Annotated in this window: 21 protein-coding genes; 14 read left to right on the top strand and 7 right to left on the bottom strand. The window is 41.3% G+C overall.

Translation table 11 applies throughout. The features are described from left to right. The first annotated feature begins 40 nt into the window (after nt 1-40). The 5 genes from A0125_RS05490 (at nt 41) to A0125_RS05470 (ending at nt 5,345) form a co-directional block, all read left to right on the top strand. Nucleotides 41-874, top strand: a complete 834-nt coding sequence (locus tag A0125_RS05490) for a prephenate dehydratase (protein WP_066753352.1) — start codon at nt 41-43, stop codon at nt 872-874. A gap of 33 nt (nt 875-907) precedes the next feature. Next, nucleotides 908-2,014, top strand: coding sequence for a chorismate mutase (locus tag A0125_RS05485; RefSeq protein ID WP_066753349.1), 1,107 nt, complete (start codon nt 908-910; stop codon nt 2,012-2,014). Further along, a complete protein-coding gene (aroA, locus tag A0125_RS05480; protein ID WP_066753346.1) occupies nt 2,014-3,270 on the top strand; it encodes a 3-phosphoshikimate 1-carboxyvinyltransferase in 1,257 nt (418 codons plus the stop codon). The genes A0125_RS05485 and aroA overlap by 1 nt, the downstream gene beginning before the upstream one ends. A 100-nt stretch (nt 3,271-3,370) precedes the next feature. After that, nucleotides 3,371-4,462, top strand: coding sequence for a chorismate synthase (gene aroC, locus A0125_RS05475; protein ID WP_066753344.1), 1,092 nt, complete (start codon nt 3,371-3,373; stop codon nt 4,460-4,462). Further along, nucleotides 4,452-5,345, top strand: coding sequence for an ROK family protein (locus A0125_RS05470; protein WP_066753341.1), 894 nt, complete (start codon nt 4,452-4,454; stop codon nt 5,343-5,345). Before aroC ends, A0125_RS05470 begins: the two co-directional genes overlap by 11 nt. Before the next feature lie 74 nt (nt 5,346-5,419). On the opposite strand, the gene A0125_RS05465 is transcribed toward A0125_RS05470, so the two are convergent. Continuing rightward, nucleotides 5,420-7,837: an alpha-ketoacid dehydrogenase subunit alpha/beta gene (locus tag A0125_RS05465; protein ID WP_066753339.1), complete on the bottom strand. Its 2,418-nt coding sequence runs from the start codon at nt 7,835-7,837 to the stop codon at nt 5,420-5,422. A 138-nt stretch (nt 7,838-7,975) separates the two neighbouring features. On the opposite strand from A0125_RS05465, the gene A0125_RS05460 reads away from it, so the two are divergent. Next, on the top strand, nt 7,976-8,716 hold the full coding sequence (locus A0125_RS05460; protein WP_066753337.1) for a hypothetical protein: 741 nt from the start codon (nt 7,976-7,978) through the stop codon (nt 8,714-8,716). A 30-nt stretch (nt 8,717-8,746) separates the two neighbouring features. Next, nucleotides 8,747-9,220 (top strand): NUDIX domain-containing protein, encoded by a 474-nt coding sequence (locus tag A0125_RS05455; protein WP_066753334.1) that lies wholly within the window; start codon nt 8,747-8,749, stop codon nt 9,218-9,220. 311 nt (nt 9,221-9,531) lie between these two features. Here the strand turns inward: A0125_RS05455 and A0125_RS05450 are convergent, their stop codons facing one another. The 4 genes from A0125_RS05450 to A0125_RS05435 form a co-directional block, all read right to left on the bottom strand. After that, entirely contained in the window at nt 9,532-9,783 is a 252-nt protein-coding gene (locus A0125_RS05450; RefSeq protein WP_066753331.1) for a hypothetical protein, read from the bottom strand. Nucleotides 9,784-9,939: 156 nt separating this feature from the next. Next, nucleotides 9,940-11,559 (bottom strand): asparagine synthase B, encoded by a 1,620-nt coding sequence (gene asnB / locus A0125_RS05445; RefSeq protein ID WP_231863136.1) that lies wholly within the window; start codon nt 11,557-11,559, stop codon nt 9,940-9,942. A gap of 240 nt (nt 11,560-11,799) precedes the next feature. Beyond that, nucleotides 11,800-13,638, bottom strand: coding sequence for a UbiD family decarboxylase (locus A0125_RS05440; protein ID WP_066753328.1), 1,839 nt, complete (start codon nt 13,636-13,638; stop codon nt 11,800-11,802). Between the two features lie 61 nt (nt 13,639-13,699). Beyond that, entirely contained in the window at nt 13,700-14,593 is an 894-nt protein-coding gene (locus A0125_RS05435; RefSeq protein ID WP_066753325.1) for a Rossmann-fold NAD(P)-binding domain-containing protein, read from the bottom strand. A gap of 210 nt (nt 14,594-14,803) precedes the next feature. On the opposite strand from A0125_RS05435, the gene A0125_RS16060 reads away from it, so the two are divergent. Further along, nucleotides 14,804-15,313 (top strand): deoxyribodipyrimidine photo-lyase, encoded by a 510-nt coding sequence (locus A0125_RS16060; RefSeq protein WP_231863135.1) that lies wholly within the window; start codon nt 14,804-14,806, stop codon nt 15,311-15,313. After that, nucleotides 15,292-16,074 (top strand): FAD-binding domain-containing protein, encoded by a 783-nt coding sequence (locus A0125_RS16055; protein WP_231863134.1) that lies wholly within the window; start codon nt 15,292-15,294, stop codon nt 16,072-16,074. The genes A0125_RS16060 and A0125_RS16055 overlap by 22 nt, the downstream gene beginning before the upstream one ends. Before the next feature lie 98 nt (nt 16,075-16,172). Here A0125_RS16055 and A0125_RS05425 read toward each other — a convergent pair whose 3' ends face one another. Next, nucleotides 16,173-17,945 (bottom strand): chloride channel protein, encoded by a 1,773-nt coding sequence (locus tag A0125_RS05425; RefSeq protein WP_231863133.1) that lies wholly within the window; start codon nt 17,943-17,945, stop codon nt 16,173-16,175. Nucleotides 17,946-18,086: 141 nt separating this feature from the next. On the opposite strand from A0125_RS05425, the gene A0125_RS05420 reads away from it, so the two are divergent. From A0125_RS05420 to A0125_RS05400, 5 genes are all read left to right on the top strand, one after another. Then, nucleotides 18,087-18,929, top strand: coding sequence for a methylated-DNA--[protein]-cysteine S-methyltransferase (locus tag A0125_RS05420; RefSeq protein WP_066753322.1), 843 nt, complete (start codon nt 18,087-18,089; stop codon nt 18,927-18,929). Next, nucleotides 18,905-19,498, top strand: coding sequence for an alpha-ketoglutarate-dependent dioxygenase AlkB family protein (locus tag A0125_RS05415; RefSeq protein ID WP_066753319.1), 594 nt, complete (start codon nt 18,905-18,907; stop codon nt 19,496-19,498). The genes A0125_RS05420 and A0125_RS05415 overlap by 25 nt, the downstream gene beginning before the upstream one ends. Nucleotides 19,499-19,737: 239 nt before the next feature. After that, the gene (locus A0125_RS05410) at nt 19,738-20,163 is read left to right on the top strand and encodes a Crp/Fnr family transcriptional regulator (protein ID WP_231863132.1); all 426 of its coding nucleotides are present in this window, start codon (nt 19,738-19,740) and stop codon (nt 20,161-20,163) included. Between the two features lie 105 nt (nt 20,164-20,268). Continuing rightward, the gene (locus A0125_RS05405) at nt 20,269-20,901 is read left to right on the top strand and encodes a superoxide dismutase (RefSeq protein WP_231863170.1); all 633 of its coding nucleotides are present in this window, start codon (nt 20,269-20,271) and stop codon (nt 20,899-20,901) included. A gap of 437 nt (nt 20,902-21,338) precedes the next feature. Next, entirely contained in the window at nt 21,339-22,331 is a 993-nt protein-coding gene (locus tag A0125_RS05400) for a beta-ketoacyl-ACP synthase III (protein ID WP_066753316.1), read from the top strand. A 113-nt stretch (nt 22,332-22,444) separates the two neighbouring features. On the opposite strand, the gene A0125_RS15525 is transcribed toward A0125_RS05400, so the two are convergent. Continuing rightward, the gene (locus A0125_RS15525; protein ID WP_156472428.1) at nt 22,445-22,603 is read right to left on the bottom strand and encodes a hypothetical protein; all 159 of its coding nucleotides are present in this window, start codon (nt 22,601-22,603) and stop codon (nt 22,445-22,447) included. Nucleotides 22,604-22,700: the final 97 nt, after the last annotated feature.

The following is a 22,700-nucleotide window of genomic DNA, read 5'->3' as shown; positions in this document are numbered from 1 at the left end:
CCGCAGCAAAACGGGGCCTTTTTTTTTGAATTACATCTACATGGAACCAGAGAAATTAAAGATTGCAATACAGGGCGTGAAAGGCTCTTTTCATGAGGAAGCCGCCTACAAATACTTTGGCAACGACATCGAAACCTTGGAATGCGAATCCTTCAAAAGAACCTGCGAATTACTGAAGCAGGGCAAAGCAGATTTCGTGGTAATGGCGATCGAGAATTCTATTGCTGGAAGTATTCTCCCGAATTACAATCTATTGCGCGATTATCGCTTTCACATCTTAGGCGAAGTGCACTTACATATTCAGCAGCATTTGCTCGCATTGCCGGGCACAAAACTGGAAGATATCAAATTTGTAGAATCTCATCCGATCGCTATTCGCCAGTGCGACGAATTTTTGAGCGAACATCCTGAGTGGATAGTTAAAGAAGGAATGGATACAGCAGCCTGCGCACAAGCTATCGTCTCAGACAAGCTGACCAATACCGCAGCTATTGCTGGTGAGGCCGCCGCAAAGATTTACGGACTTGATATTATCGAGCGCCGTATCGAAACAAATAAAAAAAATGCAACCCGTTTCCTAATTCTTTCTAACGATGTAGTTGAACAGAAGAATGCAAATAAAGCTTCCCTATCATTCCAAACGGGCAATGCAGTAGGCTCGCTAGCGATCATATTGCAATGCTTCGCCGAGCAAAATGTAAATCTGAGCAAGATCCAATCTATGCCAGTAGTAGGCAAACGCAATGAGTACGACTTCTACGTAGATGTAGAATGGAAGAAACAATCGGATTATGACGCTGCAATCCGTAAAGTATTGAAGCACTCGGTGAATTTTAACATCATGGGCGAATACATTAAAAACGAACGCGTTTAACTTTTTATCAGAAAAAATAAAAACATATATACAATGAAACATTCATTAGACATTTTGCCATTAAGTTCATGGATTGATACGGGCGACAAGCCTTTGGTAATTGCAGGACCTTGCAGTGCCGAAACTGAAGAACAAGTGGTATCAACAGCTCACCTATTGGCGAATACCGGAAAAGTGCATGTATTACGTGCCGGAATTTGGAAACCACGTACTCGTCCAGGAGAATTTGAAGGAATCGGAAGCGTTGGATTAGAGTGGTTGAAAAGAGCAAAAGCAGAGACTGGATTGCCGACGGCTACCGAAGTTGCAACTGCAAAACACGTGGAAGAAGCGTTGGCAGCAGGAGTAGATGTGCTTTGGATTGGCGCACGTTCTACCGCTAACCCATTCACGGTACAAGAAATTGCCGATGCTTTGCAAGGCGTAGATGTTCCCGTGATCGTGAAAAACCCAGTAAACCCAGATTTATCGTTATGGATTGGTGCCTTGGAGCGTGTAAACCGTGCCGGCATCAAAAAACTGGCAGCAATCCACCGCGGGTTCTCCTCTTTCGAGAAAACCGCTTTCCGTAACGAACCAATGTGGGATATTGCAATTCAGTTGAAAACCATTGCACCAGAATTACCGATTATCAACGACCCAAGCCACATCTGTGGAAACCGTGAATTGCTTCCATATATCTCACAAAAAGCGTTAGATATGGATATGCAAGGATTAATTATAGAATCTCATATCGACCCTTCAGTAGCTTGGACAGATGCCAAACAACAACTCACACCAAGTGCACTAGCTGATATGCTGAGCAATATTGCAGTACGCCAAGCGGAATCCAACAACCCTGCTTTCGAAGATAAACTATCGGAACTACGTCAAAACATTGATAAACTTGACAATGATATCATCAAAATGATAGGCGATCGCATGAAAATTGCAGAGAAAATCGGCGAATACAAACGTGACAACAATGTAACCATCTTACAAGTTAACCGTTGGGACGAAATCGTACAGAAACGCGTACAATTAGCCAAAGCGTTGAATATCGGCGAAGACTTCGCGGTGAAATACTTAGAGTTATTGCATAACGAATCTATTCGTAAACAGAATGAGGTAATGAATAGCAAAACGATTGCAGAAGCATAATGAGCGAACTTAAAAAAGTCTCCTTATCGCATGCTAATAAGACTATAAGCGGAACGGTAGTGCTCACGGGTTCAAAATCCGAGAGCAACCGCGCCCTTATCATTCAGGCGCTCAGCAAAGGCAGCGTTAGCGTAGCCAATCTTTCGGAAGCGGCTGATACGGTTACGATGGGCGAAGCCCTTGCTATTGCAAGCGAAGCGTCTTCTAATAATGATCGGGCGAAAATCGATATCGGCCCTGCGGGAACAGCGATGCGATTCTTAACATCATTTTTAAGTTTATCGAACGGATCATTTGAACTGACCGGAAGTGCTCGAATGCAAGAGCGGCCAATCAAACTTTTGGTAGATGCTTTACTATCTATCGGCGCTAAGATCGGCTATGCAAAGCAAGAAGGTTATCCTCCACTGCATATCGAAGGCCCATTAGAGCAAACGCAAAACGCCGTTTCCATCGCAGGCGATATTAGCAGTCAATACATTTCGTCGTTGCTACTGTTAGCTCCGGCGCTGCCACAAGGACTAAACCTTCAAATTGAGGGCGAGCTAACTTCCAAACCATATGTGAGCATGACGCTTGATATGCTACGCGAAGCAGGAATAGAATATCAATGGAATCAACAAAAGATTAGTATTCCAGCGCAATCATTTGGAGAAGCAACCTTGTATATAGAGCCCGATTGGAGTGCGGCATCCTATTGGTACGCGATCGTTGCTTTGGCCCAAGAAGCTTCCTTGTTTTTGCCTGGCTTAAAGAAAAGCAGCTTGCAGGGAGACATTGCCATTGCTAATATTATGACACATTTTGGCGTGCATACTACTTTTGGAGAAGATGGTATTGCATTGCAGAAAGGTGCCCCTACTAGCAAACCAGTATTCTTAGATTTAAAAGAATGCCCAGATTTGGCTCAGACTATTATTGTCATTGCGGCAGCACTAAAGATCCCGACGACTTTAACCGGATTAGAAACCCTTAAGATCAAAGAGACGGATCGCATCGCGGCACTACAAAACGAAATCGGCAAATTTGGCTGTAAACTTCATGAGAACAGCGGCACGTACACGCTCGATACTACGGCATATTTTGTACCTGAAGAGCTGGTGATCGACACCTACGAAGACCATCGGATGGCTATGGCATTTGCGCCGCTTGCGCTTCATTTCCCGCTAGTTAGCATAAATGACCCTGCGGTAGTCAACAAGTCTTACCCTGACTTTTGGCAACATTTACAAGATCAGCAATTCAACTTAGTTTAGTGATCGATTCAACGATCACGATCACATAATTACAAATAATTCGGCATCAAAAATTTCACTTTTGATGCCGAATTGATATATTTACAACCTAAACTTAACTATGGCAGGAAATTCTTTTGGCGATCTGTTCCGTATCACGACGTATGGTGAATCTCACGGAAAGGCTATTGGCGTGATCATAGACGGATGCCCGTCGCAGATTGATATTGATGAAGAATTCATTCAGGCGGAGTTAGACAAACGCAAACCTGGGCAATCAAAGATCACGACGCAGCGTAAGGAAAGCGACATAGCTCACATCTTATCTGGTGTGTTCGAAGGAAAATCTACCGGTACTCCGATTGCGATCAATATTCCAAACGAAGATCAACGATCCAAGGATTATTCTCATATCAAAGATAAGTTTCGTCCATCGCACGCCGATTACACCTATCAAGTGAAATATGGTATTCGTGATTATCGAGGAGGTGGGCGTTCTTCCGCGCGCGAAACCGCTGCCAGAGTAGCAGCAGGTGCGATTGCCAAATTATTTCTAAAAAAACATGGCATAGAGATTTTTGCTCATGTTTCTGGCGTAGGGCAGCTGGAAGCTCCAAATGTGGACGTATCTGACCTCGCAGAATTGCTAAAACTTCGCGAAAACAATATTGTACGATGTGCTGATCCGGCAACTGCCGCCGAAATGATCGAATTCATTGATCAGGTTCGCAAAAATGGCGATACTGTTGGTGGAAGAATATCTACAGTTATCCGCGGATTGCCAGTCGGGCTGGGCGAGCCAGTATTCGATAAGTTACATGCTGATCTGGGTAAAGCTATGTTAAGTATCAATGCTGTACATGGCTTCGAATACGGATCGGGTTTTGCTGGTTCAGAAATGTTGGGATCAGAACATAACGACATCTTTGTAGCAGAAGAAGGCAGACCTGCGCGTACTAAAACCAATTTTTCGGGAGGCATACAAGGCGGGCTTTCCAACGGGATGGACGTTATGTTTCGTACCGCTTTCAAACCAGTTGCTACCATTATGCGTGATCAACATACGATCGATGATAAGGGTAGCGAAACAACTATTTCAGGCAAGGGCCGACATGATCCTTGTGTGGTGCCACGTGCCGTCATCATTGTCGAAGCAATGGCTGCCTTGGTGATTGCCGATCATTTATTAAAATACCAAACTAATGCGCGATAATCGCTTTGTTCTAGCCTGTGATATTGGCGGAACGCACATAACTTCTGCTATTGTAGATACCGAAACTTGGCTTATACTATCGGATACAATTACGCGGCAACACGTTGACTCATCTACAGATGCTAAATCGATTTTATTGAGTTGGACAGACTGTATGCACGCCTGCATAAACAACAGTAAAAAAGAAATCAACGAAATAGGCATTGCCATGCCCGGTCCATTCGACTACGAAGAAGGCCGCTCTTTAATGATAGGTCAAACCAAGTATGATAGTTTATATCAAATGGTGGTCACGCAGCCAATCATAGAAAATTTGGTTGGACTACCGATAAAAAAAATCTCCTATATCAATGATGCTGCCGCATTCTTACAGGGCGAGATATTTGCGCAAGGTTTAGATTACAAAGACAAGATCTTGGGCATAACCTTAGGTACAGGGCTGGGAAGTGCCGTCTGGAGTAATGGTCAAAAAGCATTTGATGCGGCTCTATGGGAAGCCCCATTTCGAGATACGATATTTGAAGAATTTCTGGTCACAAGATGGTTTACTAAACGTTTTAACGAACTGACTGGGCTAACTAAGCCCGGTTTGAAGGAAATCCTCGAAGAACATGGAGAGCTTCGCGAGACCGCAATTCTATTGGACGAATACGTTAAGCATTTACTCGACTTTCTCGCTTATTTCAGCAGCCAACACGGAGCTACAGATTTTATCATTGGAGGCAATATCACGAAGGCATGGAATAAGATTTGCGCTAGCCAAAGATCAGCTATAGCGCAGTATAATATTGAGCTTGGCAAATATCAAGAACACGCTGCCATTATAGGCGCTGCCTCGCTATTTAATACGCAGCAATCGATCGCTAGTAGTAACGCTAGATGAAAAGTTGAAAAAGAACAGTCTAGGGACTGTCCTTTTCAACTTTTGTGAAACCATTAAAGACCCGTATTCAACCTTTAAAAAATAGCTGGATACTTTTGAGGATTAGTTTCACTAATCATCGCATATACCATTTCAATAACATCATCTACAGAAGGTTTGGTAAAATAATCACCATCGGAGCCATACGGAGGACGGTGTGCCTTTGCCGTCAAAGTACGAGGTTGGCTATCTAATGAGTAATAACCTTTTTGATCTTCCAGAATTTTATTTAATAGGTAAGCTGAAGCACCGCCTGGAAAGTCTTCATCTACCACTAATAATTTATTGGTCTTTTGTAGCGAATTAGCGCAAATCTTATCACGATCAAAGGGAATTAAATATTGGGCATCAATAATCTCCAAAGAGATACCTAACTTATCTAATTCTAACGAAGCTTCTTGCACAATTCTTAAAGTAGAACCGTATGATACCACGGTGATATCATGGCCTTCGCGTACCACTTCTGCCACACCCAGAGGAACGGTAAAATCACTAACGTTTTGTGGCATCTTCTCTTTCAATCGATAGCCATTCAAACACTCTACAACCAAGGCTGGCTCGTCAGACTTTAGCAACATATTATACATACCTGCCGCTTGTGTCATATTGCGTGGCACGCAGATGTGTATACCTCTTAAAGCTCCCAGTAGTACAGACATTGGCGAGCCAGAATGCCATACGCCTTCTAGTCGATGACCACGAGTGCGTATGATTAGTGGAGCCTTTTGTCTACCTTTGGTGCGATAACTAAGACTTGCAAGATCATCGCTCAGTACGGGTAAAGCGTAAAGCAAATAGTCTAAATACTGAATCTCTGCAATTGGCCGAAGGCCACGCAAAGCCAGACCAATACCCTTTCCTATAATAGTAGATTCACGTATACCGGTATCGAAAATTCGATCTACACCAAACTGCTCTTGCAGGCCGGCAAATCCTTGATTAACATCTCCGATTTTACCAACATCTTCTCCGAAAGCTATCAATCTATCATCTTTGGCAAAATGCTCACGAAAACAGGCATTAAGCACTTCTCTCCCATCTACGACGGGAGATTCGCTTTCGTAACTCGGTTGAATGGTATCTACTAAGGAGGGCTGTTGACTGGTATTAGAAAACAGGAAATCATTGTACCTATCTTTATTAATTTCTTGCTGTTGACGATACCAACTTAATAAGGCTTCCTTACCTTCAACGACCTCGCCGCGAAGCTCTCTCAATGCGCGACGTATATTCCCGTAAATTTCATGCAATGAGTATTCGGTTAAGGATTGTAGCGTCTTGAGTGGAATCTCGACACGCTCGTCATCAATACTATTCAACAACGCGACTGCTTGATCAAAGTCTTTTTGCAAATGCTTTTGGTAATCAGTCCACGCCCGTCGCTGCTCGGCGCGTACTTTTTCTTTACTCTCCTTTTCGATACTTACGAGTGTGTCTTCTGTTGCGATTCCAGACTCCATGATCCAGTTACGCATTTTTAAGTTACAATCGTATTCTTCCTCCCATTTCAAGCGGTCGCCAGTCTTGTAACGCTCATGCGAACCTGAGGTCGAATGCCCTTGCGGTTGCGTCATCTCACATACATGTACGATGCATGGTTGATGTTTTTCTCTTGCCAAATCGGCAGCTTTTTTATAAACTTCGCAGAGGCCCGGATAGTCCCAACCACCTACTTTAAAAATTTCAAAGCCCGCACCATATTCATCCCTTTGAAACCCTTTAAGTACTTGAGAAATATCTGACTTAGTAGTCTGTACATCATTTGGAACGGAAATTCCATAACCATCATCCCAAATAGATACGACTATCGGCAGTTGCTTAACGCCAACAGCATTAATTGTTTCCCAAAAAACCCCTTCTGAGGTAGAGGCATTGCCTATATTACAAAACACAACCTCATTTCCATTATTTGAGAAATACTTCAAATAGCTCAGTGCATCATTATCTCTATAATGTTTGGATGCTAAGCCCAAACCGACAGAACGCGCCATTTGGCCTCCTGTTGTAGAAATATCTGAAGCCGAATTTTTTTGCTGTGTCTGATTCAACCATTGTCCTTGTTCGTCTAGCAGCTGAGTCGAGAAGTGGCAGTTCATCTGCCTACCACCAGAAGCTGGCTCGATATCTAAATCAGGCGTTGCGTATAATTGACTAAAAAATTGATAAATATCTGTAAAACCTAAGGCAAAGGCCATCGTTTGATCGCGATAATAACCCGAACGCCAGTCACCATCTTGAAAAACTTTAGATAAAGCGATTTGAGCTAATTCTTTGCCATCTCCAAATATTCCGAACTTCGCTTTACCAGTAAGCACCTCCTTTCGCCCTAATAAACTTACCTGCCGGCTCTCTACAGCTAGCCTGTAATCACTAATTATCAGATCACGAAACTCTTCGAAACTGAGCTTTGATGAATCAAAATCTACGGTGTGGGTCGCGTTCGTATTAGACATTATTTAATATGGTTTCTAACAAAAATAGTAAAATTTTATATCGTTCTTATCACGTTACTCTAATAAAAAACAGCCATATTGACATACTTGAAACGAAATTCCGCAAAGATTCATTACTTTTAGCATCTTTGAAGCAATATGAGTACGATACACTTTTTTGATGCCAATAAACATTCTTCCGGTTCGATGGGTAACTTGGAAAAGACGATCAATCTGCAACATCTACTAGACATTCCTTTGGCTAGTCGGGATCCGAAATGGGTGGCAGATTTTTTAGATAATATCGATGAGTGCAATCTGCAGTTGGCGGAGCCTGAGGTAGCGGTTGCCAATGATAGCTTTGCGTACATGAATGCGCATACAGTTGATGCCGAAAAGAACTTTAGAGCTTTTGTGATTCGCAATGAATTGGATACGATATTGGCCAACGGATTTGGTCTAGTGATTAATGCACATAAGGATCAGCCTGATTGGATATTTTCTCATGGAGATCTTCTTAATCTGAAGCTCAACAATGAATTTTATACGGATGATAGTGCTTTCTCCGAGCACGGCAAAGATTTTGTACTTCCTAAAGATGAAAGCGTACTGGTTGGGCAACCTTCGGAAGATATTTTGCCTACCCAATCCCGCATGCATATTAGATCATTTTTGGAATATACGGGCATAAGTAATGGAAAAGTAATGCTAATTGCTCGTAATTATGAGAACGAAGAGCTGATGACTCAGGATCTTATATTTAATATTACACCAAAGATGTTTGCCACTCAAAATGCATATGTGCAAGTAATGAATACGATCTCGTGGTTTTTACCAAGGCACTATTCTATCGCTGGAGTAGACGAGCTCAGTGTAGAATCTGGCTTCGAACAAATCTAATAATATCTTTAAATACGAAATTTTAAATACATGTATTTATTTAATGTAAGGGTTTATGGAATATTAATAAATCAAGAAAACGAGGTACTTGTAAGCGATGAGCAAGTCGGAAACTTTTGTTTTACTAAATTTCCAGGTGGCGGATTAGAATATGGAGAAGGCTTGCTTGATGCATTGAAGAGAGAGTATTTGGAAGAATGCAATCTGGAGATTGACATCGTGCAGCACTTGTATACGACAGATTTTTTTGAAAAGTCATCATTCAATGACAGCCAAATCATATCGATCTACTATCTTATAAGACCAAAGTCTGGAAAAGATCTAACGGCAGATCATGCGATGTTTATGCCGACACACGTACTTGCTGCGGATAATCCTGATAAGGAGATTAAATTTAGGCTCGTGGCTGCTACACAAGACATTACAGATATTTTCACATTTAGAACTGATAAAGCGGCTTGGGATAGCTACCTAAACTGGAAAACAGCGCAAAGAACAAGATAATTTCCCTAAAAAACATGTTAATAAAAAAATTAAAAAGCTTAAAATCAATTAGTTGTATTATTTAAGCTAAATATTGGGGTTTTTTTCTCATTCCTATTGTATAATATAGCAATACTATTTATCTTTATATATCGCTAAACGAAAAGTTGAGCTAATAAGCGCGAAGCTTTGCGCCGCTTTTTGTATAGCCTTTTAGATTCGAAAAACACCTAGTTCCATAGGGTTTTTATTAATAGTTAGTGTGATTATAGGCGATACTCCCCGTATCGCCTTTTTTATTAATCTTTTCAAAAAGATTGATCTGGCACTATTCAACTTTTTTCAAGAATTATTTCCAAAGCTTTGTTACACACTTTCGCCAAATCGCGCGTGAAGCTTTTCTTACTGGTCAACACCTGTGAACAGTAGGCTAAAAGTGTACTGGTTGATATCAGATCCCCTTTTACTTTTACAAAACCATATAACATTTTTTTTAATAACGCTAAATCTTCTGACTCGAGTGTAGCAGCTATTTTGTTATTAGCTAAATAATGGTCTATAATCTTCTCTGATTCTTCAATCATTTTCAAATATAGAAATTATTTTAACTATATTTACTAATTAGGGTAAATAATTTTTAAATTTAAATACTGTTATTAAATTATAGATTTATTCTTAATAAAAAAGACAAGCATCCAATTGGATGCTTGTCTTTTTTATTAGCTGTGTGCTGTACTTAGCTAAACAACTTGCTCTGGAGTTTTTGCATAGCTATCGTTATGCACATTAGCTACTGCGCGACCTGATGGATCGTTAACATTTTGAAATGATGCGTCCCATGCCAATGCCTCCGGCGTGCTACAAGCCACTGATTTTACAGATGGCACAGTACTCGCTGCTGCTTCAGATGGAAAATGGGATTCAAAGATCGTGCGGTAATAGAACTCTTCTTTATTCTTTGGCGTATTGAGAGGGAAACGCTGTGCCGCCTGCTCAAATGCAACGTCACTTACCTTTGCTTCTGCCTGTGCCTTTAATGTATCAATCCAACTATAGCCTACGCCATCCGAGAATTGCTCTTTTTGCCGCCAAGCAATACTTTCTGGCAAATAATCTTCAAAAGCTTTACGCACTACCCATTTTTCCATACGACCATCTTTGATCATTTTGTCCGCTGGATTGATACGCATCGCTACGTCCATGAATTCTTTATCTAAGAACGGTACGCGACCCTCTACGCCCCATGCAGCAAGCGACTTATTCGCACGCAGACAGTCGTACAGATACAATTTTTTTAGTTTACGAACAGTTTCTTCGTGAAATTCTTGGGCATTTGGAGCTTTGTGAAAATACAAGTATCCACCAAATAGCTCATCAGAACCTTCTCCAGAAAGCACCATTTTGATTCCCATTGACTTGATGACACGCGCCAAGAGATACATCGGCGTTGACGCTCTAATGGTCGTTACGTCGTACGTTTCTAGGTGATAAATCACATCTCGAACTGCATCTAAACCTTCTTGAATAGTGAAATTAATTTCATGGTGAATCGTGCCTATATGATCAGCGGCTTTCTTCGCTGCAATTAAATCCGGCGCGCCTTTTAATCCTACCGCAAAAGAGTGCAAACGAGGATACCATGCCTCTTCTGCATCATCCGATTCTACGCGTTTAGAAGCATATTTTTTCGTGATCGCCGCAATTACCGACGAATCCAATCCTCCAGAAAGCAATACACCATAAGGAACATCAGACATTAATTGGCGATGCACTGCATCTTCCAAAGCTTGCTTCAGATCCTGGATATCAGTATCACTTTCCTTTACCGCATCGTACGATTCCCAGTCCTTGCTGTACCATTTTTTCGGAGTAAGCCCTTCCGCGCTATGGATGTAATGCCCCGGAGGAAATTGCTCTATGCGGGTACAAAAACCTTCTAATGATTTCAACTCTGAGGCAACAAACAATTGTTCGTCCTCGTCATATCCGTAATACAATGGTATGATACCCATATGATCACGAGCAACTAAAAAACTATCGTTGCGTGCGTCGTATAATGCAAAACCAAAAATCCCATTTAAATCGGCAATGAACGAAGCTCCATGCTTTAAATACAAGGCGAGTATTACTTCCGAATCGGATTGTGTCGCAAATGGATAATCAGGTAATGTCGCACGAAGTTCACGATGATTGTAGATCTCGCCATTTACAGCTAAAACCACTTGTTTGTCTTCGCTATATAAAGGCTGGCTCCCCGACTGCGGATCTACGATCGCTAACCGCTCATGCGCCAAAAGCGCTTTAGCAGAGCTAAATATGCCTGACCAATCTGGTCCTCTATGGCGTATACGTTTAGACATTTCTAAGACTTGAGGCCTTAGCGATTCTTCTGTTTTTTTTTATGTCAAATGCTGCAATAATCCCGCACATACAATCTTAAATTTTAATCGAATTGAATCTTCTATCAATACTATATAACAAAGAAACAGATTAAAAAACTAAATTCATAATGTTTTTAATGTTTTGTTGAATTATTTACAACATAAAGACAAAGTGATTAATACGATCGTATTAAATTTTGAAAATACTTGAAACAAACATTAAATAATACCGTGAAGCGGCCCTCCTCTTGTACCTAATTGATCTATGCGCCTTTCTACGGCTGGATCTTTGATCAATGCTGGCGCATGATGAGGTTTTGTACGTGCATCGATGATTAACGGACCATTACACCCCCAGTGTTTGAATCTGACGGAAGCATCTACTCCATAAATGTCATGTGATGGGTTGCTCCGTGTGAAGGTGACCCATACAAAATTAGCTGGTGATGCTGCAGCAAATTCAGCATCGTCAGCTATAACGATCAACCTAATTCCGCTTAACCGATCTACGGCAATCGAATTACTCCAGACATCGATTTTCTGCTGCTCCGACTCATAGCTTTCAAAAACACTTCCATCTACCACTACCACGCCAGGCAAAGCCATTTTTGCGGAGCCAAAAGGTCGCTGAAAATCTAAACCCACAGGTATTTCTGTCGCCAATGTATATTTGGGTGACCCGACAGCAGCAAAAACTACCTTCGACCCGGCATTCAATCCGTCACCAGAGTAATCCAAGGTATCTATTGTCGTATTGGTCTGAAAATGCACATCTCTATCCCACTCTATTCGCTCGAGAATATGACTGAGATAGCCTACCACATCATGAATATCAAGCTTTGGATTGTCCTCAAAAGAAGAAATAAACAAGTATTTTGCTAGACTCAATTGATTCTTACCCAATATCTGATTGGCGATCGTCAAAAGTTCCTGCGGACGGTCCACTTTCTGATAAGGTGTATATCTTTCGCTACCTATAGCGAACAGCAGTGGATGCACACCAGCAGCGTCAACAGCATGTACTGCATGTAAACCATTGATCTCCATCGGAATCGCCGCTCCTGTTATTTCGTGAATTAGCGCACCAAAACTGGTATCTTCTTGTGGCGGTCTGCCCACCACGGTAAAAGACCAGATCGCATTTTTGCGGTGATACACCCGATGTACTTTCATCAGCGGAAATGGATGCGTTAGCGAATAATAGCCAATATGATCACCAAAAGGGCCTTCGGGCTTATTCTCATTAGGATATACGGTGCCAGTAATTACAAAGTCGGCATCTGCCGAAAGGCAAAAACCTTCTTCATCATAGAAATATCTAAATCTTCTGTTGCCCAATGCGCCAGCAAAGATCGTTTCAGACAAACCTTCTGGCAGCGGCATCACGGCAGAAAGTGGGTGAGATGGCGGGCCACCTACAAAAATCGAAACTTTCAATGGCTTACCTAACGCATTAGCTTTAGCTTGATGCACTCCTATTCCACGATGCAATTGATAATGTAAACCAATCTCTTCATCGGGAATATACTCATTGCCAGAAAGCTGAATACGATACATGCCCAAATTGGCATTCATGATTCCAGGACGATCTGCATCTTCTGTATAGACCTGAGGCATTGTGACGAATGCACCGCCGTCCATCGGCCAGTTGACAATTTGGGGCAAAGCAGAAATCGTAGTACGCCCGTGAAGAATTGGAGCACCACTTTTCTTCTTCCAAGGTAATGCACCAAGAGCAGTCATTGCCGAACCTGCGTAGTAAAATGGTTTTTTTACTACCGACATGGGATCCATTTTGACGTCTACTAGCTTTTTTACATTGGCTAGTGAGTCGCGGAACATAAACTTCGATCTATCTAGCGTACCGAACAAGTTTGAAACTGCCGGAAATTGACTTCCCTTAATACGCTCAAAAAAGATTGCTGGTCCAGCAGCATCATACACCCGCATATGTATCGCAGCCATCTCTAGGTAAGGATCTACCTCTTCTTTTATTCTAATAAGATGACCATGCTGTTCTAGATCTGCAACGCAATCGGCTAAACTTTTGTATCCCATATCATATTCTATGTAGCTAACACAAAAGTAACAGTATAAACACCGTCTTTTTATTAAAACGCTAAAAAATACCTATTAAAGTTTTTGGCGATTTACTGGTCATACAATATGACTTCTTCGATTGGTGTGAAGGAAAAGGAAACACGTTTGGCCCAAGCTGAATTATCAAGAGGATATTCATAACGAAACATTCGTTTGATTTCGAAGTGATCCTCTTTATGTAATTTTCTTTTACGCTGAAAAAACAAGTTGTATAAAAAGTGAGGCACAGCGACGCGACGTTATTCACCTTATTGAGGCTTTTATACAATCGAAATAGCTCTTTAACGCTCATCTTCTGCACACCACCCAACTCGAGTATCTGATTGATGAACTCAGTCTTCCAGCTGATCGAACGAATCCACCGAAGCACATCAAGCGCAGCTATGGGTCTAAACTCTACATTAGCCATAGCCTCATCGTACCACACATATTTTTCGGACATAAGTTGTCGGAAATAGCGATCAGCAAGGCTGTGTTTTCCTAAGGCAATATTAGCGATGACAATTGTGTAGTCGATAGCATACTCGATAAATAACTGTTGGATGTATCTGATATAATTTTGGTCTACCAAGCGAGCAAAGTATATAACACGGTTACATTTGTTAGTTTGTAGTAGAGTGATGAAATTTTTGATTCTGGTAAGTTCAACCTGCAAACTTACTTGATCATCAAGGTTGGTTGAGGGTGCAAAACAAATCCCTACCTCAAAATCGTTCACTGCACAATCCATATAAGCATGCTCTTTCCTCAATAAATCGACCGACAGCAAATTAGCTGTTACAGGCTCAAAACCAGTTGCCTCAAACAGCTTTACGTCTCTAATCAGCCCAAATACCTGAAATTCGTCTGAAGCTAAATTACTCGCCGCTCGCCTCCCCAAATAGCTATTAAGTCCGCTAATAAGCATACTCATACTCTGAATTTATTTTTTAGTTCTCGAAGAACTTATAAGTAGAATTATTTTCAAGATTAGAACACCCACGTTTGATGTTTTGTTTTATTACGGTCTCGTTCCCGATTTTATACGTGTTGTACAATGTCTTAATCGTGTCAAATATAAGACCTATTGCCCTATTGCGCTCTTTAAAACTTATATTTGTAATAAGTAAGATTCACACAATTTATGGATAAAAAGAAGGTTGTTCTTGTTTGGTTCAGGAATGATTTGCGCTTACACGACAATGAGATTCTACTCGAGGCAGTCCAAAAAGCTGATTTAGTAATTCCAGTATATTGCTTCGATCCCCGCTACTATAATACCAACAAATATGGTGGTAAAAACACGGGTGCTTTGCGTGCACAATTTATCCTTGAAACAGTACAATCTTTTAAAGAGAGCTTACGCGATTTGGGAGGAGATCTTTTAACTTACTATGGATATCCTGAAGAGATTATACCCCGTTTGGCAGTAAAGTATGACGCAGATGAAGTTTATCATCATCGTGAAGTCGCTCAACGCGAGACACAAATTTCCGAAAAAGTAGAATCTGCTTTATGGCAATCTTGCCGCATCAATCTGAAGCATTTTATTGGGCATACAATGTATCATAAGGAAGATCTTCCTTTTCCGATACGAGATATACCAGAATCATTTACGCTGTTCAAAAAAAGGTGGAGCGCGAGAGCCAAGTAAGACCGGTGCTACCTGCGATTGATCAAATTCTTATTCCAAATCATTTAGAATCTACAGAAATTCCCTCGCTTGCAACTTTAGGGTTTTCAGAGCAAGAAGTTGATTCCATTGCGGGCAAGAAGTTAATTGGTGGTGAGCAGAATGGCCTCAAAAATCTGGAGATGATTTTAGAAGATGCATATAAAGGATTTCATGATTTCACGTTGATATCACCTTATATGGCTACTGGCGTGCTATCGCCCATACTTGTTTATCATCGTTTGCATGCGGCAATGACGCCAACTAACAAAAAGCGTTTGGAGCGAAGAACTGCTCGTCTTTTTTGGCGCGATTACTTTCGCTTTATGCTCAAAAAGTATCCTAATGTATACTTCAAACTATCGGGTCATCATGGCACGACAACTCCAGAACGAGCAAACGTGTTAGATGAAGCAGACTGGAAGTCGGGCCATACCGGCGAGTCTTTTATAGATGAAACGATCGACATCTTAAAAAGCACGGGAAACCTTCCTTCAGAAGCGCGCACGGTTTTATCCCTTTATCTGATACAAGAAACTAACTGCTCTTGGCTAGAAAGCGCTGCTTTTTTTGAAGAATACCTCTTGGATTATAATCCGGCTACTACGTATGGTATTTGGTCTCACGTAGCAGGAGTTGGTACAAGTAAAAAAGACAATCTAACAGGAATTAGTTGGAAAGAAGCGCTTGCTAAACATTATCCCAAAGGATTACAGTATACACAAAATCCCTCAAAAGCTTAATCAGCATTTCTCGTGATTTGATCCATAAGCCGTAGTGCCGCCATATCAGCGACACGCGAGATTATGATCTTAGCGATCAAAATAGGATGCTTGCCGTACTAATAAGCTCGGTATTTATTAAACACGGCGGATTTGGAAACAAAACCTTGATAGTAGCCGTTTTCATCTAATACGGGCAAAATCCACACATCTTCACGATTCATCTTCTGCATCACGAGCTCCATATTTGCATCAAGAGAAACGGTATCGATCGGTTTTTCTGCCAGCTCAGCCATAGTTTTTTTCAAACCTTCTGGATGTTCGCCGAGTAGAATTTCTAGTAAGCGTTCGCTATAGATAACTCCCAAAAACTTACTTTCAAAATCCACCACCGGAAAGATATTACGTTTAGTATGAATAATATCATGACTCCGCTCTTGCGGAAACTCATCAGGCCGCAAGATGGTAAAATTATTCTCCAGTACATAGCGTAGCTTCATCATACTCAACACGGTACGATCTTTATCCTCGTGGCTTATCAAATCGCCTTGCTCAGCCAATCCTTTGGTATATATGGAATGCTTTAAGGTTACTCGATTTATAAAATAAGCTATTGCCGTAACTAACATCAAAGGTACCATCAATGCATAGCCACCGGTGATTTCGGCGATCAAGAATATAGCGGTTAATGGCGCATGCATCATACCTGCAAGAGCTCCTGCCATGCCTGCCACAGTGAAATTCGCAATATTAAGATCTACCACTCCTGTGAGATTCAGACCGTACGAAAAAGCAAATCCCAACAAACCACCAACCACTAGGCTCGGACCAAAAACGCCACCATTACCACCACCATTCAATGTGATTAGTGCGGCAAATGTTTTGGCAAACACCGTACATAGGGCAAATATCACGACCATAATACCGGTCTGACTGTAGTCGGCAAATATGCTATTCTGCAACATGGCCATATGGTTACCATCAAGAATTTGTTGGATTGCCAAATAGCCTTCACCATAGAGGGCAGGGAAGATAAAAATAAGTATTCCCAAACTGATACCGCTAATCCAAACCTTGCGATATGGATTGTGCACCTTATTGTATTGCATACGTAACCAACCGGCAAGCTTGGCAAAATAGATCGAAAAACCTCCTACAATAAAGGCAAGTAAGATATAGAAAAACAAAGCACTAAACACCCAATCGTCGGTGACTAAATGGAATAATGGCTCGCTATAAATGGATCTAGAAATAACGGCTGCTGTAGCTGTAGAAATCAATAAAGGGATAAATACCGGAATGGAAAACTCAGGTAGTAGGATTTCGATAGCAAAAATCATACCTGCAACCGGACTATTAAAAGCTCCAGAAATACCAGCAGCAGCACCGCAAGCTAGCAACAATGTAACTTCGCGATAGCTCAGACCAAAGAAGCGCCCCATGTTTGAGCCAATCGCTGCTCCAGAATATGCAATAGGCGCTTCGAGTCCTGATGACCCTCCGAAACCAACTGTAATGGCACTCGTAACAATCTGTGAGTAGATATTATGAGGTTCAATCTTGCTGGAGTTGCGCGATATCGCATACATTATAGGTGTCATCCCGTGGCCCAATTCTTTTTTGCGGATAAATCGGCGCACATACACTACACTTAGTAGAATACCTACTAAAGGAAAAAGCAGGTACAAATAATATTTATATTGGGAGCGCACTTCATCTTGCAAAAATGCTGCGATGCCGTGCGTCATGCCTTTCAGCAGCGCCGCTGCCAAGCCTCCTACAATACCAACCAATAAGGCCACCAGAATCAAAAAATTTCTATTAGAAATTTTTTGCATACGCCATTTGTTGAGCTGATCGATGAAGCGGTAGAGCTTGGTGGTTATGTTCATTATTATTGAATTATTGACAGGAATGGATAACGTAGTATGTAATTCAATGCAAAATTAGGGATTGTGTTTGGAATTCAGCAAATTTCGGATTTTATTTACGTGCTATCTTTCCGACCTTTGAAATATACATACAATAAGGACATGGAAGACCTGACCGCCGTCAATTACAAACGGATTGAAAAAGCGATTGCATATATCACTGATAATTTTGGAAAACAACCTAGTTTGGAGGAGATTGCACAGCAAGTACATTTGAGCCCATTTCATTTTCAGCGGCTTTTTGCAGAATGGGCAGGCACAACTCCGAAAAGATTTTTACAGTATATCAGCGTATCACATGCGAAAGAATTGTTGAGAAAAGAGAAAGCAACACTTTGGCAAGCTAGCGAAGCTACTGGCTTATCAAGTACTAGTCGATTGCACGATATGTTTGTACAACTAGAAGGGATGACTCCTGCCGAATACAAGCACGGAGGCAAACACTTACAAATCGACTACCATATAAACACGACACGATTTGGCGAAATATTGATCGCCAATACGAGTAAAGGCATTTGCCATCTGAGTTTTATAACTCAAGATCGGGAATCGCAGGTACAGCATTTGATTGCCCAATTCCCTAATGCAACGTTTGCAGCGCAACATAATGAGATACAGGCAAAAGCTCTTCGCATCTTTCAGCACGACTGGACAGATATGCCTCGAGTCAAATTACATCTAAAGGGTACGGAATTTCAACTCAAAGTATGGCAATGCTTATTAGAAATCCCAACAGGATCGTTGTGTAGCTACGGACAAATTGCTCATGCGATAGGTACGCCACTAGCGCACAGAGCAGTTGGGACATCGATCGGAAGAAATCCAATCGCCTTTTTGATACCTTGCCACCGGGTGATTCAGACAGCTGGAGGCATTGGCGGATATAGATGGGGCATTAACAGAAAAAAAGCAATTATTGGATGGGAAGCAGCAACACATCAATAGAATATTTACCAATGGACGGTAGTGCTATCTACTTTGGCATTATCTGGACACAAGAAGACGCTAACGCGCTATTGGAAGAACTACTTGCTAACATTATGTGGAAGAATGATGAGGCAATAATCTTTGGCAAGCATATTATCACTAAAAGAAAGGTGGCTTGGTATGGCGATCAGGCCTATGATTACACCTATTCTAACACGACCAAGCGCGCTTTACCTTGGACAGCAGCGCTAATGACCATCAAAAAGAATGTAGAAAAACTAACTGGAGAGACGTATAATTCCTGCCTTCTCAATCTGTATCATGATGGTGCTGAAGGGATGGCGTGGCATAGCGATAGCGAATCAGCATTAAAGAAGCATGGAGCCATTGCCTCAGTTAGTTTTGGCGCACAGCGCAAATTTTGTTTTAAACACAAAGAATCGAAGGAAAGGATCGATCTTCAATTAGAACACGGCAGCCTGCTGGTGATGTCTGGCGTTACACAACAACATTGGCTACATCGGCTTCCGCCAACCAAAAAAGTACTAACTCCACGTGTCAACCTGACTTTCCGAACCATAATCTAGCACGTCATAAATGCACATACTAAACATGAGATCACGTAATCTCGGCCAACCTGCTGAAGAAAACGCGTACGATGCTCACAAAGTTCTGTAAACTGAAACAAAATGAATGATCTTAAAAAAATACTTAAAAGCATATACCCCCTACCGGATCAATCAGTGGCACTAATGGAAGAAAAAATAAGCTTTATAAAGCTAAAAAGGGTCATTTACTAATGCAAGCACATCGGTTGGAAAAGCATATGTATTTCATTTCAAGTGGTGTTGTACGAGCATATGCTGACTCCGAGAGAGGCGAAATTACATTCTGGTTTGGCCAAGAAGGAGAAGCGGTACTTTCTATGGCAAGTTATGTGATGGATATACCAAGCTACGAAAACATTGCTCTTATCGAGGATTGTGAACTTTATAAAATCGAGAAGCAAGATCTGCAACAACTTTATAACGAAGATGTACATCTGGCCAATTGGGGTCGAAAATTAGCGGAGTACGAATTGCTAAAGGCCGAGCGCCGCGCTATATCACGAGAGCTGATGTCAGCCACAGAGCGTTATGCCAAATTATTAGCCGAAACCCCCAATCTGATCAAACGTATTCCACTTAAATACATTGCGTCTTACCTAGGTATCACACAAGTAAGTTTAAGTAGAATTCGTAAAGGAAATTAGGGATGTTCTATAAAACTATCCCTATCTTTATTTGTTCAATAAAAAAACAATAATTAGGTCATGATGAAATTTTCTAAAGCAACATTTTTAGTAACTGCCTTGCTAATGGGTCAGGCAGCCATAGCACAATTTAAACAGGCGCCCCTTCCTTATGCTTACGACGCACTTGAGCGCGCCGTAGATGCGCAAACAATGGAGATCCACTATTCTAAACATGGCGCCGCATATACTGCTAACCTCAATAAAGCGGTAGCTGGTACAGCAATGGAGAACGAAAGCGTAGAAAAAATTCTTGCCAACGTATCCGCTAATAGCGATGCACTTCGTAATAATGCTGGTGGGCACTACAATCACGAACTGTTTTGGACCATATTGACGCCAAATAAAGACACAAAGCCATCTGCCGCATTAGCCAAAGCTATTGACGGCGAATTTGGATCATTAGACAAATTAAAAGAACAATTAAATAAAGCGGGTGCCGATCGTTTTGGATCAGGTTGGGCATGGTTATCAGTTGATAGCAACGGTAAGTTATTCGTATCCTCTACTGCTAACCAAGACAATCCAATGATGGATATCGCAGAGAAAAAGGGTACTCCTATTTTGGGAATTGATGTATGGGAACATGCTTATTATTTAAAATACCAAAACAAAAGAGCAGATTATTTAGGCGCATTTTGGACCGTAGTAAATTGGCCCGAAGTAAGCCGTCGTTACGAAGCAGCTGTTAGCAAATAATATTGCACATACTTGCAATGTGCTTGAAAGAATAGGGCTTGTTTTCCACCAAAGAAAATAAGCCCTATGTATTTTTATAAGGTATGATGAGATAGCTCATGCCGATCGACAAGCACTAAATAGGTCAATTGGATGTAATTTCTATTAGCGAATGCGACACTTACTTTCAGCTACTATGCACAAGCACATGGCGCAAAAAACTCATTGACAGAACCTAACGTCCAAACGCATAAATCATGGAGCAGTAAAAAATAACTTCTGATTTATAATAACTTTTCGCGATATTTGCATGTATTTTTGCACAGGCAAGTAAGTATGCACTTCCTTATTATAGTTGAGATGATAACGCATACTAGAAATTCGAGAAGATTTGCGTTACAAAAATAGATAACTATACACAAGAATAAACGTTTACAGGAGAGATACAGTTGCAGAGCATGTACAATAAACAATACGCTTCGATCACAGCGATAGGTGGTTACCTTCCCCAACAAGTAAGAACAAATCATGATTTAGAGCAGGCTTGTGCCACATCTGATGAGTGGATTGTAAAGCGTACCGGAATAAAAGAACGACGCATACTAGAAAAAAATTTAGCGACTTCGGACATGGCTGTAGCTGCGATACGGAATATGGTTGCAGAATACAAACGCGACATTCATGATATCGACGCTATACTAGTTGCCACATCTACTCCGGATATGCTGATGCCGGCTACAGCCAATTTAATTGCAGAAAAACTGGGTCTTACCAATATTTGGGCATTCGATGTAAACGCAGCCTGTTCGGGCTTTTTGTATGCACTGGATTTAGGCGCATCTTTAGTAGAAACGAACCGTTATCGCAACGTAGTGGTTGTTGGTGCTGATAATATTAGTTCATTTGTTAACATCGAAGATCGAAGCACCAATATTCTTTTTGGTGATGGCGCAGGCGTAGTATGGCTCGAGCCATCGAAAGAAGAAGGCATTATGGATGCTTTTCTTCAAAGTAACGGAATCGGCAAAGAGTACTTAAATATCGAAGCTGGTGGCTCGTTGTATCCATTTAATGGAGATATCGTAGTAGATAATGATCGAAAATATATCCGCCAGGACGGCAAAGTCGTGTTCAAGCAAGCTATTCAATCCATGAGTGACGCTTGTAAGCATGTGCTAAGCAGAAATAATTTGACAATAGAGGATGTACGTTGGTTGGTACCGCATCAAGCGAACAAGCGTATCATAGATGCCGTCGGTAAGGAAATAAATATTGAGGAAGGCAAAACACTTTCTAACATTGAATATTTAGGAAACACGATTGCAGCAACAATTCCCTTATGTATTTGGGAAAATGTGAAGAAACTGAATAAAGGGGATTTGGTGATGTTAACGGCCTTTGGAGCTGGGTTTTCTTGGGGTGCCAGCCTATTACGATGGATGATCGAGTAAGCCTGTAAGACGAAATTCAAAAACACTTTTATCAAGGCTATTAAGCAGGAACGGTGCAAAGTTCGCAAACTTTACACCGTTTTTTTATCTACGTAAACTCATCTAAATAGATATTAGATACCTGCCAATCCCCACAACGCAATGCCTAGCAAAATCGCCCAGACACCATTATATTGAGCTTGGTTCATTACCCATCCCCACGAAGGATAATACAAAGTAAAATATTTAACGTAGGTATTGTAGGTCATTAAGGAAACAGTGATACTAATCATTGATGAATAGCTAGATCGCTGCTGATTACTACCAATCGGAAAGCTACCGACGGGACTAAAATGAAATGCTGGCTTCTGATATCGACATTGTTTAGAA

This window comes from Sphingobacterium populi (assembly GCF_001586775.1).
In the GTDB taxonomy this organism is placed as follows: Bacteria; Bacteroidota; Bacteroidia; order Sphingobacteriales; family Sphingobacteriaceae; genus Sphingobacterium; species Sphingobacterium populi.
Note: the sequence above shows the minus strand (reverse complement) of the source record. Positions and strands in the feature narration are given on the sequence as shown.